The sequence below is a fragment of the Salinisphaera sp. SWV1 genome, from assembly GCF_052044155.1.
Lineage (GTDB): Bacteria > Pseudomonadota > Gammaproteobacteria > Nevskiales > Salinisphaeraceae > Salinisphaera.
In genome coordinates, this window is the sequence record NZ_JBQDYE010000032.1 from 38143 (window position 1) to 53627 (window position 15485).

19 protein-coding genes are annotated in these 15485 nt (G+C 66.5%); 13 read left to right on the forward strand and 6 right to left on the reverse strand.

Translation table 11 applies throughout. The annotated features are described in order from the left end of the window. Positions 1-108: 108 nt before the first annotated feature. Positions 109-1287 carry a murein hydrolase activator EnvC family protein gene (locus tag ACS8YF_RS14760; RefSeq protein ID WP_440850911.1) on the reverse strand — a complete coding sequence of 393 codons (1179 nt, stop codon included), beginning with the start codon at positions 1285-1287 and terminating at the stop codon, positions 109-111. A gap of 140 nt (positions 1288-1427) precedes the next feature. On the opposite strand from ACS8YF_RS14760, the gene ACS8YF_RS14765 reads away from it, so the two are divergent. From ACS8YF_RS14765 to ACS8YF_RS14785, 5 genes are all read left to right on the forward strand, one after another. Next, positions 1428-1853 carry a rhodanese-like domain-containing protein gene (locus tag ACS8YF_RS14765; protein WP_440850912.1) on the forward strand — a complete coding sequence of 142 codons (426 nt, stop codon included), beginning with the start codon at positions 1428-1430 and terminating at the stop codon, positions 1851-1853. A 32-nt stretch (positions 1854-1885) separates the two neighbouring features. Further along, positions 1886-2380 carry a protein-export chaperone SecB gene (gene secB / locus ACS8YF_RS14770; RefSeq protein WP_440850913.1) on the forward strand — a complete coding sequence of 165 codons (495 nt, stop codon included), beginning with the start codon at positions 1886-1888 and terminating at the stop codon, positions 2378-2380. A gap of 20 nt (positions 2381-2400) precedes the next feature. Next, on the forward strand, positions 2401-3414 hold the full coding sequence (locus ACS8YF_RS14775) for an NAD(P)H-dependent glycerol-3-phosphate dehydrogenase (protein ID WP_440850914.1): 1014 nt from the start codon (positions 2401-2403) through the stop codon (positions 3412-3414). A 305-nt stretch (positions 3415-3719) separates the two neighbouring features. Further along, the gene (locus ACS8YF_RS14780; RefSeq protein ID WP_158590681.1) at positions 3720-4334 is read left to right on the forward strand and encodes a CDP-alcohol phosphatidyltransferase family protein; all 615 of its coding nucleotides are present in this window, start codon (positions 3720-3722) and stop codon (positions 4332-4334) included. Between the two features lies 1 nt (position 4335). Next, positions 4336-4992, forward strand: a complete 657-nt coding sequence (locus tag ACS8YF_RS14785) for an HAD family hydrolase (protein ID WP_440850915.1) — start codon at positions 4336-4338, stop codon at positions 4990-4992. An 11-nt stretch (positions 4993-5003) separates the two neighbouring features. Here the strand turns inward: ACS8YF_RS14785 and ACS8YF_RS14790 are convergent, their stop codons facing one another. Next, positions 5004-5450, reverse strand: a complete 447-nt coding sequence (locus tag ACS8YF_RS14790; RefSeq protein ID WP_440850916.1) for a tRNA (cytidine(34)-2'-O)-methyltransferase — start codon at positions 5448-5450, stop codon at positions 5004-5006. Continuing rightward, the gene (locus ACS8YF_RS14795) at positions 5441-5767 is read right to left on the reverse strand and encodes a putative signal transducing protein (protein WP_440850917.1); all 327 of its coding nucleotides are present in this window, start codon (positions 5765-5767) and stop codon (positions 5441-5443) included. Before ACS8YF_RS14795 ends, ACS8YF_RS14790 begins: the two co-directional genes overlap by 10 nt. Before the next feature lie 93 nt (positions 5768-5860). Between ACS8YF_RS14795 and ACS8YF_RS14800 the strand changes: the two genes are divergently transcribed. The 5 genes from ACS8YF_RS14800 to ACS8YF_RS14820 all read left to right on the forward strand — a co-directional run bounded on the left by ACS8YF_RS14800 (position 5861) and on the right by ACS8YF_RS14820 (position 10671). Further along, entirely contained in the window at positions 5861-6184 is a 324-nt protein-coding gene (locus ACS8YF_RS14800; RefSeq protein WP_440850918.1) for a hypothetical protein, read from the forward strand. Between the two features lie 205 nt (positions 6185-6389). Continuing rightward, a complete protein-coding gene (locus ACS8YF_RS14805; protein ID WP_440850919.1) occupies positions 6390-8318 on the forward strand; it encodes an Lnb N-terminal periplasmic domain-containing protein in 1929 nt (642 codons plus the stop codon). Beyond that, on the forward strand, positions 8318-8896 hold the full coding sequence (gene ampD, locus ACS8YF_RS14810) for a 1,6-anhydro-N-acetylmuramyl-L-alanine amidase AmpD (protein WP_440850920.1): 579 nt from the start codon (positions 8318-8320) through the stop codon (positions 8894-8896). Before ACS8YF_RS14805 ends, ampD begins: the two co-directional genes overlap by 1 nt. Further along, a complete protein-coding gene (ampE, locus tag ACS8YF_RS14815) occupies positions 8887-9774 on the forward strand; it encodes a regulatory signaling modulator protein AmpE (RefSeq protein WP_440850921.1) in 888 nt (295 codons plus the stop codon). Before ampD ends, ampE begins: the two co-directional genes overlap by 10 nt. 87 nt (positions 9775-9861) lie before the next feature. Continuing rightward, positions 9862-10671, forward strand: coding sequence for an inositol monophosphatase family protein (locus ACS8YF_RS14820; protein WP_440850922.1), 810 nt, complete (start codon positions 9862-9864; stop codon positions 10669-10671). Between the two features lie 21 nt (positions 10672-10692). Here ACS8YF_RS14820 and ACS8YF_RS14825 read toward each other — a convergent pair whose 3' ends face one another. After that, the gene (locus tag ACS8YF_RS14825) at positions 10693-11370 is read right to left on the reverse strand and encodes an HAD family hydrolase (RefSeq protein ID WP_440850923.1); all 678 of its coding nucleotides are present in this window, start codon (positions 11368-11370) and stop codon (positions 10693-10695) included. Positions 11371-11565: 195 nt separating this feature from the next. Between ACS8YF_RS14825 and ACS8YF_RS14830 the strand changes: the two genes are divergently transcribed. The 3 genes from ACS8YF_RS14830 to bfr all read left to right on the forward strand — a co-directional run bounded on the left by ACS8YF_RS14830 (position 11566) and on the right by bfr (position 13033). Next, positions 11566-12051 (forward strand): RNA pyrophosphohydrolase, encoded by a 486-nt coding sequence (locus ACS8YF_RS14830; protein WP_440850924.1) that lies wholly within the window; start codon positions 11566-11568, stop codon positions 12049-12051. 125 nt (positions 12052-12176) lie between these two features. Beyond that, positions 12177-12398, forward strand: coding sequence for a (2Fe-2S)-binding protein (locus ACS8YF_RS14835; protein WP_440850925.1), 222 nt, complete (start codon positions 12177-12179; stop codon positions 12396-12398). 137 nt (positions 12399-12535) lie between these two features. Then, positions 12536-13033: a bacterioferritin gene (bfr, locus tag ACS8YF_RS14840; RefSeq protein ID WP_440850926.1), complete on the forward strand. Its 498-nt coding sequence runs from the start codon at positions 12536-12538 to the stop codon at positions 13031-13033. A gap of 82 nt (positions 13034-13115) precedes the next feature. Here the strand turns inward: bfr and ACS8YF_RS14845 are convergent, their stop codons facing one another. Further along, entirely contained in the window at positions 13116-13544 is a 429-nt protein-coding gene (locus ACS8YF_RS14845; protein ID WP_440850927.1) for a CopD family protein, read from the reverse strand. 93 nt (positions 13545-13637) lie between these two features. Beyond that, entirely contained in the window at positions 13638-15305 is a 1668-nt protein-coding gene (locus tag ACS8YF_RS14850) for a chloride channel protein (RefSeq protein ID WP_440850928.1), read from the reverse strand. Between the last annotated feature and the right edge of the window lie 180 nt (positions 15306-15485).

Here is a 15485-nt window from a genome sequence, read left to right on the forward strand (position 1 = left end):
GGCGCTCGGTCAGGCGCTCGATAGGTTCGGGTCGGTCGGTTCGGTCCGTTGCAGGGCCCGGCCTGCCGCAACGGCTATCGACGATAGCATACGGCTGTCTCGCGCCAATCAGCCCGCCAGCCAGCGGCTCGGGTTGACCGGGTCCTGGCCGTGGCGGATCTCGAAGTAGATGCCGTTCTTGTCGTGGCCGCCGCTATGCCCGGCGGTGGCGATCGGCTGGCCGGTGGATACCGCGTCGCCGACGTCGACATAACTCGCCGCGGCATGCCCGTACAACGAATAATAGCCGTGGCCGTGATCGATGATCACGATCAGGCCATAGCCTTTCATGTAACCGACGTAGACGACCCGGCCCCCGGCGACCGCGTGCACCGGCGTCCCCTGCGCGGCGGCGAACCAATCGCCCTGCCAGCGCAGCGGGCCGCCGTTCTTGGTCTGGCCGTAGCGCGCGAGCACGGATTTGGCCGCCACCGGCGGATGCATGCGGCCCTTGAGTTTGTAGAACGGTACGCCCGAGGGCACCGGCGGCAGGTTCGACAGCTGGCTCTGCACCGAGTCGAGCAGTTTCTTGAGTTGCTGTTCCTGGTCGCGCATGTCCGACAGGCTCGATTGGTGCGATGACAGCTGTCGGTCGAGCGCGGCCAGCGTGGTCTTCTGTTTCTTTTCGGTGGCTTCCAGCGCATCCAGCGTCCGGGCGCGCTCGGCGCGCTGGTCGGCCAGTTGTGAGCGTTCGTTTTCCAGCGATTGCTGCTTGGAGGCCAGGCGGGTGAGCACGGTCTTGAGGTGCGCGACCTGCCGGCTCTGGGCATCGGAAAAATACTGGTAGTAATTCAGCATGCGGCCGATGCGATCGGGCGCCGCCCCCGACAGAAGCAGGCGCATCCGGCTCATGCGGCCGGTCTCGTAGGCCGAGCGCACCTGGGCGCGCAGCGTCTCGAGTTCGCCGGATAGATTGTCGCGTTCGGCGTCGCGCTGCCTTTTCAGGCGCGCGATGCGTTTCTTGTGTTCGGCGATGGCGTGGTCGAGCGTGTCCAGCCGCTTGCGCGTCGCGCTGATGCGCGATTGCGCCCTGGCCAGCGCGTCCGACAGGTCGCTGCGCTGATTCGAGTCCGAGGCGATCTGCTTGCGCACCTTGGCGATGCGATCGCGCAAGGCCGAGAGTTCGGCGCGGGCATGGGCGGCGCGCGAGTCGCCGTCGGCCAGGCCGGTCGCCGGGGCAAGAATGGACAGCGCAAGCAATAGGGCGCCGAGCACGTGGGTCAACCGCATCGGGCGATTGTAAGACAAGCGGCCGCGTGCGGGTCAGGGGGCGGCGGACTATGCAATAATCCCCGGCCGACGCCCGGGTTCCGGGCGATCTTCACCCCGCGCGGGCCCGCCGTCCGCGCGCCTCGGGCACGCATCTATTGAGACTCGGCACATCGTTTATGAATCAGTTGCTGGAATTCGTCGTCCATCATCCGTTTCTCTGGGCCGCGCTGGGCGTCATCGTCATCGCCTTCATCGCGAACGAGGTCTGGCGGGCGTTGTCCGGCAGCGGGCCGATTTCGTCAGGAGAGGCGGTACGGCTGATGAACAGTGACGACGCGGTCGTGGTCGATACGCGCTCGTCGTCGGAATACAAGAAGCATCATATTCTCAACGCCAAGCATGTGCCCGCCGCCGGCATCGCCGAGCGCGCCAAGGAAATCTCGCGCGACCCGAACAAGCCGGTCATCGTCTATTGCGGCGCCGGCAATGCCGCGCCGGCGGCTGCGGCCAAATTGCGGGCCAAGGGCTATACCCGGGTTTATGCGCTCAAGGGTGGCATCAACGGCTGGCGGGCCGACGGTCTGCCGGTCACCAGTAAATAAGCGGCGCGCTTTCGCGCCCCACAGGAGGGATCATGGCCGAAGATAACGACAGCCAAACCGAACAGACCGAGGCCCAGCGCCAGGTCGGTCTGCAGAAGATATACATCCGCGATGCCTCGATCGAAGTGCCGGATGGCCCGCGCGTGTTCACAGAGGAGTACAACCCCGAGGTCAACGTCGATCTGAACACGCAGATCCAGTCGCTGTCCGAGGAGACCCATCAGGTGGTTCTGACCGTGACGGTCACCGCCAAGCAGGGCGAGCGCACGGCCTATATCGTCGAGGTGCAGCAGGCCGGCGTGTTCCAGCTCGAGGGCTTTTCGGCCGACGATGAGCGCGATCATGTGCTTGGCGCCTACTGCCCGTCGATCCTGTTCCCCTATATTCGCGAGTCGGTGGGCGACATGGTGCAGCGCGCGGGCTTTCCGCACTTCCTGCTGCAGCCGGTGAACTTCGACCTGCTGTATGCCCAGCATCTTGCGGGCGAGGACGGCACGCCCGGCGACGCCAGCCAGGCGACGCACTAGGCGTTTCTGCAGGCTTGATCGTGTCGGTGGCTCTGCCGCGCTGTTTCGCCGTCGTCGGCGCCGGTTCCTGGGGCACGGCGCTTGCGGTCCAGTTGGCACGGCGCGGCCATGCCGTGCGCCTGTGGGGCCGCGACGCCGCCGCGATCGAGACCATGGCCGGGACGCGCGTCAATGCGCGTTACCTGCCCGATGTGACCTTTCCGCCCACGCTGGAGCCCGTGGCCGATCTGGCCGCGGCGATGGACGGCGCGGACGATGTCGTGGTCGTGCTGCCCAGCCACGCGCTGCGGGCCGGCCTGGAAGCGCTGGCCCCATGGCTGGCCCCGCACCAGCGCGTGCTCTGGGCGACCAAGGGGCTGGAGCCCGATACGGCCCTGTTGCCGCACGAGGTCGCCACGGCCGTGCTGGGCTCTGCCCGCGCCACCGGCGTGCTGTCGGGGCCGAGCTTCGCCGGTGAGGTGGGGCGGGGCCTGCCGACCGCTGTCACCATCGCCTCGGCCGACCCGGCATTGGCCGCCGACATGGCGCGGGCGTTCCACGACGGCGTGTTCCGGGTCTACACCTCGAGCGACGTGATCGGCGTCGGCGTGGGCGGGGCGGTGAAGAACGTGTTGGCGATCGCGGTCGGCATGTCGGACGGCCTGGGCTACGGCGCCAACGCCCGCGCACTGCTGATCACGCGCGGGCTGTCGGAGATGATGCGCCTGGGCGTGGAACTCGGCGGCCGTCGCGATACGCTGACCGGCATGGCCGGTCTGGGCGATCTGCTGCTGACCTGCAGCGATGACCAGTCGCGCAATCGTCGCATGGGCCTGGCGCTGGCGGCCGGCGATGACGTGTCCACGGCCGAGGCGCGGATCGGCCAGGTGGTCGAAGGCGTGCGGGCGGCACGCGAGGTGCACCGCATGGCCCAGGCGCACGGCATCGACATGCCGATCGCGGCGCAGGCGTATCGCGTACTCCACGAAGGCGATTCGCCGCAGGCCGCGGCGCGCCGGCTGACCGATCGCCCGTCTCGAGCCGAGGCCGAATAGGGGCGCATTGCCTTTGCCATATCGCGGTCGAGGTCCAGCGCCAGCGCTGGTGCCGCTGATCGGCGGGCCGGCCGGGCTCCGGGAGCGGGACCGGTCGCGATGCGGGCGCAGCCGTGCTAACCCTTGGCGCGCGCCGCTCATGTAGAATACGTATGACAGGATCGTGAAATCGTGCGGCCGGCGTTCAGCGCGGGCACGGCCGAGGAATCGAAAACCAAGCACCGCCCCGGGGGCGGTCGATGCGCCCTCGCCCCAACGGCATGGTGCGATATATCGACCAGTCCCGGCGAGACATAAACGGGCATATGGCGAACTGGGTCACTTTCGGGCGTTTTCTGTTGCTGTTCCTGCTGTTGGGCATCGTCTACTCGGGCGTTCCCGCCTTGCAGCTGGTCAATGCGCCGCTCACGATTCTGATCATCGCGCTCGACGGCGTGGATGGCTGGGTCGCGCGGCGTTTCAACGAGGAAACACTGTTCGGCGCCACTTTTGATATCGCCATCGATCGCATCGTGGAAACGGTGCTGTGGGTGGTGCTTGCGCATCTGGGCTTCATCGGGGTCTGGGTGCCGCTGCTGTTCATCATTCGCGGCAACCTGGTCGACGCCATCCGCAGCAAGGGGGCCGCGAGCGGCACGGCGGCGTTCGACATGATGCAGTCGCCCATCGGTCGTTTCCTGGTCGCCGGGCGTTTCATGCGCGGCTTCTATGCCGTGCTCAAGGCCGTGACCTTTGCCTGGATACTGCTCTGGCAGCCGTTTCCGGCGATTGCGCCCGAATTCTGGGCGGCCTGGGGCGGTGCGCTGTCGGCGACCGGTCTGGTGCTGGCCTGGGCCTCGGCGGCGATCTGCGTCGCCCGTGGTCTGCCGGTGATCGTGGAGTTCTGCGTGAATGAGCGGCCTGCCGCACAAAGAGGCTGACATGCGTCTGGTCATCTTCGACATCGATGGCACGCTCGTGCCGGGGGCCTCTTCGGAGATGCGCTTCGCGCGCTATCTCTGGCAGGTGGGCGCACTCGGGCCGCGCCAGTTGCTGGCCTTCGCCGGGTTCGCGCTGCGCTACCTGCCGCGCTTCGGCAAGCATGTGATGCAGAAGAACAAGGCCTATCTCTCGGGCCATGAATACGGGCATATCGTCGAACTCGCACGTCGGTTCGTGGCCGACGTGCTCGTGCCGGTGCTGCATGCGCCGGCGGTCGAGCGTCTCAAGGCGCATCAGGCGGCCGGCGACACTGTGGTGCTGCTGTCCGGTACGCCCCAGTTTCTGGCCGACGCACTCGGCGAAGCGCTCGATATCGAACTTTGCATCGGGGCGGCCTGCTGTACCGAGAACGGCCGTTTCACCCCGGCGCCGCCGCGGCGCCATCCCTACGGGCCGACCAAGGTCGACGCGGCGGAGACCCTGGCGAGCCGGGCCGGGTTGCCGCTGGCCGACGCCGTCGCCTTCGGCGATTCGATCAACGATGCCTATCTGTTCCGCATGGTGGGGCGGGCAGTGGCGGTCGCGCCCGACCGCAAGCTCTCGGCCGAGGCGGACAACGCCGGCTGGGAAGTGCTGGACCCGGGCGCGAAGGCCTGACGCGCGAGCGTTCAGGCGAAGCCGAGTTGGCGCCAGGCCTCGAAGGCGATCACCGCCACGCTGTTCGACAGGTTCAGACTGCGATTGCCGGGCTGCATGGGCAGATAGATCGCGGCATCCGCGGCGTTCACTCGCTCGGCGGGCAGACCCTTGGTTTCGCAGCCGAACAACAAGGCGTCGTCGGCGCGATAGCGCAGGCGGTCGTAGCGCACGTCGCCGCGCTTGGTGGCGGCGAACACGCGGTTGTCGGGATGCGCGGCGCGCCAGCTGTCGTAGTCCGGCCATTCGCGAATCACGGCGCGCTCACGATAATCCAGCCCGGCGCGGCGCAGGTGCTTGTCGTCGATCGAGAACCCCAGCGGATGGATGAGATGCAGCTCGGCCCCGATATTGACGGCAAGCCGGATCACGTTGCCGGTGTTGGGCGGGATCTCGGGCCGATGCAGGATCAGGTGCATGGGTGTGGGCGGGGATGCTGACAGTGCCAGCAGGCGTTGAACTGGCCCTCGACGGTTTCGCCGCAGCCGGGGCAGTGCCACGCCCGGCCGCCCTCCACCGGGCCCTGCTCGAACGCGGTCAAGAGCTCATGTGCACGCTCGAAGTCGGCCGGGTCGTCGATCCAGACCTGGGGATAGAGGTTGGCCGGCAACTCGCCCATGCCGCCCCAGAGATGCTGGCGACGAACGTGGGCGGGAATCCCCCGGTCGACGAGCATATCCTTGACGATCTCGGCGTTGACCGGATCGGCGGCCAGATAGACTTCGCGCGCGGTCATGATGGATCCCAAGGCTCGATTGGATTGACGGGCTTGTATGAAATGGCACCAGCGCCTAATCTTTCGGTGGTGCAGCACTCCGGGGGTCGCCACATGTCTATTCTCCTGATCCGGCGCGCGTTTGTCGCAAGCGTCGTCGCCCTGTCGCTGGTGGTCGCGGCCCCGGCGCTGGCGGCGAGCAACGATGATGCCGCAACCCCCTCGGCCGCCGCCATGACCTTCGACGCTGCGGTGGTACGCCCGTTGAGTCTGGTGGCCACGGTGGCAGGCACCGGGTTGTTCATCGTGTCCCTGCCGTTTTCGCTGCTTGGGCATAACACCGACAAGGCACGCGAACGTCTGGTCGCTGAGCCGGCCAAGTATACCTTTACCCGGCCGCTGGGCGATTTCGACGCCCAGACCCCGGGCAACGACTAGGGCCTGTTGCCGTTTCGTGCGAGCGCCGCGTTGGCGTCCGCAAATCGTGTCCGGCAAGGCGCGATTCGCCGCATATCGCCCCGCGAACGCGCCAGGCGGACGCATGGTGCGCTGTGGTCCGCCGGCTCCGGCGCTCGACCGAGCGGCGGCCGGCCGGTCGCAAGCGACGACGGCGGTGCGGTTCGGCCGGCGGCGTCGGCAGGGCGTGGCAGCGACGCTGGTGGCCGTGCTGTCACTGGTTGCCGGCACCGCCGCCGCGAAGGTGCCGGGCGGCGAACTGCAACGGCTCCAGGCGCGCGCTGCGAGCGCGCACTTGGCGGCGACCGACGAATGGCATGCGCTGTTGCATTATGAGCCGAACTGGCTGCACGGCGGCGTCCACAGCGAAGTGGCCTCCGGTTGGTTCTTTCTGGCCGCCGACGGCCGCACCGACCCGGCGGCGGAGCTCGACGCCACGCTGGCCGGGCTGTTCTCGAAGCGGCCGATCGGCCCGCGTCAGTTGCCGGTGTACTGCCTGTTCGTCGCGCGCCGCAAGTTCCTGGTCAAGGCGCTGGATATCGATACCTCGCATCTTCCGGTCCATGACTGCCCCGGTTATCGTCGCTGGCGCGCCTTGATCGCACCGTCTTCGGCGAGCCTGGTTTTTCCCACCGCGTTTCCGAACAGTCCGTCGTCGATGTTCGGCCATACGCTGTTGCGCATCGATTCGTCCCGCAAGGGCCCGGGGACCGAGTTGTTGTCGTACGCGGTGAATTTCGCGGCGGCCGCGCCGCAGGGCAAGCACGGCCTCGGGTTCGTCTGGAAGGGGCTGACCGGTGGCTATCCGGGTGTGTTCGGCCTGTTTCCGTATTACAAGAAGGTCAAGCAATACGCCTGGATCGAGAATCGCGATGTCTGGTCGTATCCGCTGAACCTGACCCGGGCGCAGCTGTCGCGTCTGGTCGACCATGTCTGGGAGATGGGCAGCGTCCATTTCGTCTATTACTTCCTCAACAAGAATTGCGCCTACCAGCTCTTGAGCCTGCTCGATGTTGCCCGGCCGCATCTGCATCTGACGCGCCAGTACAGCTGGTATGCGATTCCATCCGATACGATCCGGTCGCTGGCGGATGTCCCCGGTCTGATGGGGTCGGCGACCTATCGGCCGTCGATGGAAACGACGCTGCGCTGGGAGACCGAGCAACTCTCGCCGACGGCGCAGGCGTTGGCGCGCCGGATCTCGCGGCGCGAACTCGCGCCGGATGCGCCGGCCGTGCGGGCGCTGAAGCCGGAACGTCGGGCGGCGGTGCTGGAAGTGGCCTACGACGCGTTGAACTACCAGTTGTCGAGCAAGGAAGTGAAGGCGGCGGTGCCCGGCCGGTCCGGGCGCGACTATGCCAATCACATTCTCGCGGTGCGCGCCTCGATTCCGCGTCGTTCGCCATTCGGACGCGTGCCGGCGCCGAAGGTCTCGCCCGAGGACGGGCATCGCTCGCTGCGCGTGAATGCCTCGGGCGTCTATGCCGACGGCCGTTTTTCGCTCGGCTTTCGTATCCGGCCCGCCTATCACGACCTGCTCGACAATCCGGGCGGTTACACGCGCGGGGCGGCGATCGATTTCGCCGACATCGGCCTGCGCCTGGACCCGAGCGACGGTCGCGTCCGGCTCGGCGACATGCGTTTGTTGTCGATCACTTCGTTGTCACCGCGCAATGCCTGGTTCAAACCGGTCTCGTTCACGGTCGACACCGGCCTGCGGCGCCGGCCGTCGGCTCATGTGTTCACCGATGCGCGCAATGATCTCGGTTACTACCTGCAGGGCGGGCCGGGGCTGGCCTGGGGCGGGCGCGATCTGATCGGTTATACCTTCGGCCTGATGTCCTTCGACGCCAATCCGGGATTGCAGCCGGCGTGGGCGCTGGGCGCCGGCGGCAGCGCCGGGCTGTTGGCTTATCCCGTGCCGGGTGTCCAGCTCAAGGCCGAGGCCGGCTGGCTGCAATACGCCGCCGGCGCGAACGGACACTATGGCTGGGCGACGCTCGGCGCGCAGGTGCCGATCGTGGATAATTTCGCTTTTCGTTCCACCGTTGGCTATGAAAACACCCGGATAAGTGATGGTCTGCGCGTGGATTTCGGCATTCAGGCTTATTTCTGATGGACCCAACCGGCACCCGACTGCGGATCGACCAGCACGGCTGGCTGCGCGGCGTACGCCGTGTGCTCTCGCCCAACCACGACACGCGCCCGGCGGGCATCGCTGTGGATACGCTGGTGGTCCACGGGATCACCCTGCCGCCCGGGCGCTTCGGCCATGGCCAGGTCGATGCACTGTTCAGCCGCACGTTGAATCCGGCCGCACACCCGTTCTACGCCGGGATTGCGCATCTGCAGGTGTCCGCGCACCTGCTGATCGAGCGCACCGGCCGGCTGACTCAGTACGTCGGTTTCGACGATCGGGCCTGGCATGCGGGCTTGTCGCGATTCGATGGCCGCGAGCGCGTGAACGATTTCGGCGTCGGCATCGAGCTGGAGGGGACCGACGCCTGTCCCTACGCGCCGGCCCAGTATCGCGGGCTGGCGGCTGTCAGCGCCGCGCTTTTGCTTCATTATCCGGGCATGAATCGTTCGCGTATCGTCGGCCACAGTGATATCGCCCCGGGTCGCAAGACCGATCCCGGGCCGGCATTCGACTGGGCCGCCTTCAACCGCTTGCTGGATCGCGCATGCATCTGATCGTGATCGTGGCCGCGCTGCTCATCGAGCGCACGTTGGGCCAGCTCACGCGCTGGCGGCAGGTCAATGCGTTCGCCGCCTACGTGCGGTTGATCGAGCGCACCCGCATCGGCCGGCTCTGGCTGGCGCGGCCGGCTGGCGTGGCGGTCATTCTGCCGCCGCTGATCGTCGTCGGCGCAGCGCAATGGGCGGTCGATACCCATCTCTGGCTGGGTGCCCAGCTTCTTTTCGGCCTGGCCGGCCTGCTGGTCAGCCTGGGCCCGCGTGATCTGTGGGAAGACGTTTATGCGCTGGCCCACGCCCGCACTCAGGCCGCGCACGACGAAGCCGAGGCACGTGCGATCGCGCTGTGCCGACGGGCGACCGGGCGCCGCTCCGCCGATGTCACGGCGCCGACCATTCTCGGCGCGGTCCTGGTGCAGGGGCACGAACGCGTGCTTGGCGTGCTGCTGTGGTTCTTCGTTGCCGGGCCGACCGGGGCGCTGTTCTATCGGCTGGTGCGCGAGCTGCCGGCCCTGGCTGCGCGCGATCCGGCAACCCGGGCGACGGCCCGCGTCGCTGAATACGTGCACGGCATCGCCGCCTGGATCCCCGCGCGCATCGTCGCCGTGATCTATGCCGTCGCCGGCCAGACCCGACATGGGTTCGCCGCCTGGCGGACGGCGCGCGCGACGACGCATGTCAGTGGCGTGGCCAGCTGGCGGCTGCTGGCCGCGGTGGGGCGCGCCGCGCTGGGCGAAACCGGCACCGACGCCGCGGGCATGCCGGCCGAACGCTTCAACCAGGCCCTGATCGATGCGCTGTCGTTGATCTCGCGGGCAGTACTGATTCTGCTCGCCGTATTCGCCGCGTTCACGCTGGCGGGCGTCCTGCGCTAGGGCACGGCAGCTGGCGCGCGTCGGCCGGTCGCACGAAACGGTAACAGGCCCTAGCATAAGCCCCTTACATGCAACCAAGGAGAGACCGTGGCCGAGGATCTGAGCCGTTATCTGGAGACCGCGATCGAGGCGGCGCGCGCCGCCGAGGCCGTGATCAATCGTTATTATCACGGTGACTTCGAGGTCGAACGCAAGGCCGACGCCTCGCCGGTCACCATCGCCGATGTCGAGTGCGAGCGCGTCATCAAGCGCGTGTTATCGGACGCGTTTCCGGATCATGGCTTTTATGGCGAGGAACTCGGCCGCGAGTCGATCGACGCCGATTATGTCTGGCTGATCGATCCGATTGACGGCACCAAGAGCTTCGTGCGCGGTTATCCGTTCTTCTCGACCCAGATCGCGCTGCTGCACCAGGGCGAGTTGATCGTGGGCGTATCCAATGCCCCGGCCTTCGGTAATGGCGATATGGCCTGGGCGGCGCGCGGGCAGGGCGCGTTCCTCAACGGCGAGCCGATCCATGTGTCGGCCGTCGACGAGATCGCCGAAGCCAGCCTGTCGCTGGGCAACATCGCCGCGCTGGGCGCGTCTCCGGCCTGGGCGAAGATCGGCGAGTTGGCCGGCGACGCCCATCGCATCCGAGGCTACGGCGATTTCTACCACTACCATTTGCTGGCCAGTGGCGCGATCGACGCGATCATCGAGTCGGATCTCAATATCCTCGACATCGCCGCGCTCACCGTGATCGTGCGCGAGGCCGGGGGCGATGTCACCGAACTCGGCGGTGGCCCGATCGATCTGGAATCGTGCACCATCATGGCGACCAATGGGCGGCTCCGGCCGCAGCTTGTGCCCTACCTGGCCGCGTGGGATGAACAGCGCGACGCGCCGGGCGGCTGATCGGTCGACCGGCGGGTCTGTTCAGGCGAGTGTCGGCATGGTCTCGCCGCGCAGGCTGATCACCGGCCAGCCGGTTTCGCGCGCCGCCGCCGCGAGCCGCTCGTCGGGGTCGACTGCGACCGCGCGGTCGGCCCACCGCATCAGCGGCAGGTCGTTGTGTGAATCGGAGTAGAAGGTCACGTGCTCGGGTTGAATGGACAACGCCGCCAGGAAACTGCGGGCGCGGGTGATCTTGCCCTCGCGATAAGACGGGGTGCCGGCGATGGCGCCGGTATACGCGCCGTCGACGATCTCTGGCTCGGTTGCAATCAGGTGTTCGACTGCCAGCAAGTGCGCGATCGGTTCAGTGACGAAGCGGTTGGTGGCGGTAATGATCGCGACCAGATCCCCGCGCTGGCGGTGAAAATCGATCACCGAAGCCGCATGACGAGCCACGATCGGCGCGATTCGCGTGGCCACGAAGCGCTCGCGCAGCGCGGCCATGCGCGTCGCCGACTCCTGGATCAGCGGTTGCAGCACGAAGCGTTGATACGCATGGATATCCAGTACGCCAGCCTCGTACTGAGCCCTGAAGGTGTCGTTCGCGCGCGCGAATGTCGATTGATCGACCACGTCCTCGTCGACCAGGAAACGGCCCCATTCATAATCGCTGTCGCCAGCGAGCAGCGTATTGTCGAGATCAAAAAAGGTCAGTCGCACGTCGGCGCCCCGGCTGGAAATGAAATGGCAGATATCCAATGATGACGCCTGCATGGAGCCGTGGGAAGCGACCGAAGTGGAGCACAATAGAATTGCGCCCGGCGAAGCATGGGTTCCGTCGATTCAGCCTGTGTTTTTTCGTTTCTTGCGATTTTATGAAAGAATTGATTCAGTAGTTTTACCGAGGGTGGCGTCGTGATTGATGCACAAGGGTTCCGAGCGAACGTCGGCATCATCTTGAGCAATCAGCAAGGCAAGGTGTTCTGGGCCAAGCGCATCGGCCAGCAGTCGTGGCAATTCCCTCAAGGTGGTATCCGCGAAGGTGAAGCGCCGCGGGCGGCGCTGTATCGGGAGCTGGAAGAAGAGGTCGGGCTGCGGCCCGAGCACGTGGAGATCATCGGCGCGACCCGCAGTTGGTTGCGCTACCGCCTGCCCAAGCGCTATATCCGGCGCCATCGACAGCCGTTATGCATCGGTCAGAAACAGAAATGGTTTATGCTGCAACTGCTTGCGCCCGAGTCCTGCGTGCGCTTCGATGCCACCGAAAAACCGGAATTCGACGGTTACCGCTGGGTCGATTACTGGGACCCGGTCGATGAAGTCGTGTTCTTCAAGCGCCAGGTCTACCGCCGCGCGTTGGATGAACTGGCCAGCTATCTGAATACGGGCGCAGCCTCCTGACCGGCGCGGCAGCGAACCCCGTCCGCGCCGGCGGGACGGCAAATCGCCCGGCAGCAAATGGCGTCGACATTCGTAGTTGACAATAATTCTCATTAGCGTTGTACTGCGCGTCGGAGGTAACGCTCATGTACGTTTGTGTGTGCAACGCGGTCACCGACTGCCAGATTCGCGAAGCCTATTGCGAGGGCGTCTGCAGCATGCGCTTGCTGCGCCAGAAACTCGGTGTGGCCGGTTGCTGTGGCCGCTGTGCGCCCTGCGCACGTGACCTGCTCCGCGAATGTCGCCAGGAGCGCGACCGTGCGGAGGCCATTGCCACCGCCGAAGCGCCGGCGGTCGCGACCGCCTGATCGATCGTATTCGGAACGGCTGCCCGGCACGGGTCGCGGCAGCGCCGCGGCGGCCGATGGCGAACACGCGCCTCGTTTGTACGCCAACCTGACCTCCGCTAACCTTGACTGGAGTTCAGGCCGACACAGGACAGGCAATGAAAGGCGATGCGACCGTAATCAAGTATCTGCAGGATGCGCTCAAGCTGGAGCTGACCGCGATCAACCAGTACTTCCTGCATGCGCGCATGTACGAGGACATGGGCTTCTTCGAGCTCGGCAAGCACGAGTACAACGAGTCGATCGAGGAAATGCAGCACGCGGATCGCTTCATCAAGCGCATCCTCTTCCTCAATGGCCTGCCCAATCTGCAGGACCTGGGCAAGCTGCGCATCGGCGAGAAGCCGCAGGAAATGCTCGAATGCGATCTCGCCGCCGAGTACGAGGGCCACGCCCACTACAAGGAGGCCATCAAGGTCTGCGAGGACGCGGGCGATTACGCCACACGCGATCTGTTCGTCGAGATTCTCTCCGATGAGGAGGAACATATCGACTATATCGAAACCCAGCTCGATCTGATCAAGAGCATGGGCGAAGCGAACTTCCTGCAGTCTCAGACCGGTGCGAACATCAACCAGACGCCGGACGCCGAATAAGCAACGGCATGGTTCATGCCGGCCCGGCAGAAAACCCGCCGCGGGGTGCTCGCGGCGGGTTTTTTCATGTCGGGCACGGCGGTCAGAACGGCTTGATGAAGATCAGCAGCATGATCAGCAGCAGAATGACTGCCGGTACCGCGCTCATCATGCGATAGAACGCCGGCGTACCGGTGGCCCGCTCTTCACGCAGCTTTTTGGCCTGGACCTGACACCAGCCGTGGTAGCCGATCAATACCACGACCAGCGCGAGCTTGGCGTGGAACCAGCCATTGCCGGCGATCCAGCCGCCGCCCAGCATTGCCAGCATCCAGACGCCGAACGCAATCGTTCCGAGTGCGGCAATCGACATCAGCATCGATAGCTGGCGTTCCAGCGCGCTGAATCGACCGCGGTCGGTGGCACCCCGCGCCTCGGCGTGCGCGGCGAACAGCCAGGGCAGGCAGAGCAGCCCGGCGAGCCAGGCCACCATGAAAGTGACGTGGAAGGCCTTGATCCATAGAAAAAGCATGCGGTAACTCCTGCAGACGTGGGTGGCTCGGGCGACCGGGCCATTGTATCGGCGGTTGGCCGCCGACGGTCCGGCCGCGACCCCGCGTCGCGGTCAGCGGCGGTAGGTCGCGGCCACCGTATCCGGCGTGAGAATGCCGTAGGGCGTCGGCCGGCGCCCGCTGAGCGCGCTCGCGCGTTGCACCACCAGCGCCTCGGCCTCGGTCGATTCGAACTGATCGTAGGCTTCTTGCAGCGTGGCGCGGACGTCGATCGGATAAGCATCGGCCCGGTGCGCCGGGATATCCATGAGATCGATCTCGCGGTCCGCGTCGCCATCGTCTTCGGCCAGTATGCGCTTGAGCTCGTCGGGGCGCATGAGTTGGGCGCGACCCTCGGCCGGCCGGATCAGCAGCCAGTCAATGCCGGCATCGAGCGCATCGGCGACCGCGGCTCGGGTGGTTTTCGCATCGAGCACACGGAAGCGGCGGTTCATGGTATTCAGCACACTGGCACGCCGCAGGTACTGCGACACCGGGTCGTTGCGATAGTCCAGTCCGCGACGGCGCAACAACAGTCGGAATATGGAATCCGACACCGCGATCCGGCGCGAGACGACGAGTGCGGCAATGATCACCAGCATGCCCGGCAGCACCATGTCGGTCTGGCCGGACAGTTCCAGCACCGCCACCAGCGCAGACAGTGGCGCCTGCAGCACCGCAGCCATCATCGCGCCGATGCCCAGCAGGGCGTACAGCCCGGGGCCGCTGACCGGGATCGGCAGCACACCGGCGGCGGCGGTACCAAACGCGCTGCCGAGTGCGGCGCCGCAGACGAACATCGGCAGGATGACGCCGCCCGGAATCGCCGCGGCGACGGCGAATAGCGTGGCCACCAGCTTGGCCAGGCCGATGCCGAGCGATAGGGTAGCGCCGTAGTCGCCGTCCAGCGCGCGGTTCACGGTCTCGAAGCCCAGGCCCATGATCTGTGGCAAGACGGTCGCGAGAATGCCCGTGACCAGGCCGGCCGATGCCATGCGCAGGCTGATGCGCACCTTGGCGAGGTGCGGCATGATCTGGCCGACCATGCGGGTAAAACCGCCGCCCAGCACGCCCAGCACCAGCCCCATCGTCGTCATGGCGGGCAGTTCGGCGGCATGGAAATGCTCGGCGGCGCCGATCAGGCCCGGGTGGACGTTGGGCAGGTTCAGCGTCACCAGGGAGCCCGTTACCGCCGCCAGGATGATCGGTGCGAAACCGGCGATGGTGTATTCCATCATCACCACTTCCATGGCGAAAATCACGGCCGCCAGCGGGGTATTGAACGACGCGGCAATGCCGGCGGCCGTGCCGCAGCCGACCAGGGTGCGCACGCTGTTGTTGGGCAACGACAGCCGCCGGGCCAGCCAGCTGCCGGTGAATGCGCCCGCATGCACGGCCGTGCCTTCGCGGCCGACCGACTGGCCGGTGGCGATGGAGATTGCCGAGGCGGCCAGATCGACCAGCGCCGCGCGCAGCGGCAGCAGGCCCTGGTAATACATCAGCCGTTCGATCACGTGCACGATGCCATTCTCGAGCGGCTTGCGGCGCCATTCGACCAGCAGGCCGAGCACGAGTGCGCCGAGAATCGGCGCCGCCAGCCGGAAGGCGAGACCGGATGCCACGAACGTGGACTGGTGGTCGCCGAAGGCCGCAAACAGTGGCAATTGCAGGGCCTGAATGAGTCCGTAGAGCAACAGGATCGCCGAGCCCGCCAGGCCCCGGTCGCCGCGCCCATCAGGCAAAGCAAGCCCAGGCCCGGCGTGTTTTCGATGTCGGCAAGCTGGCTGCGCCAGCGCTCGGTGCGGCGGGACCAGGCCTGCCGGGCTTGCCGGCGCCAATGCGAGACTAGGGCCTGTTGCCGTTTTGTGCGAGTCCGCGCCAAGCGCTGTTTTGCGGCAAGACGAGGCGTAGTGCGCGCCGTG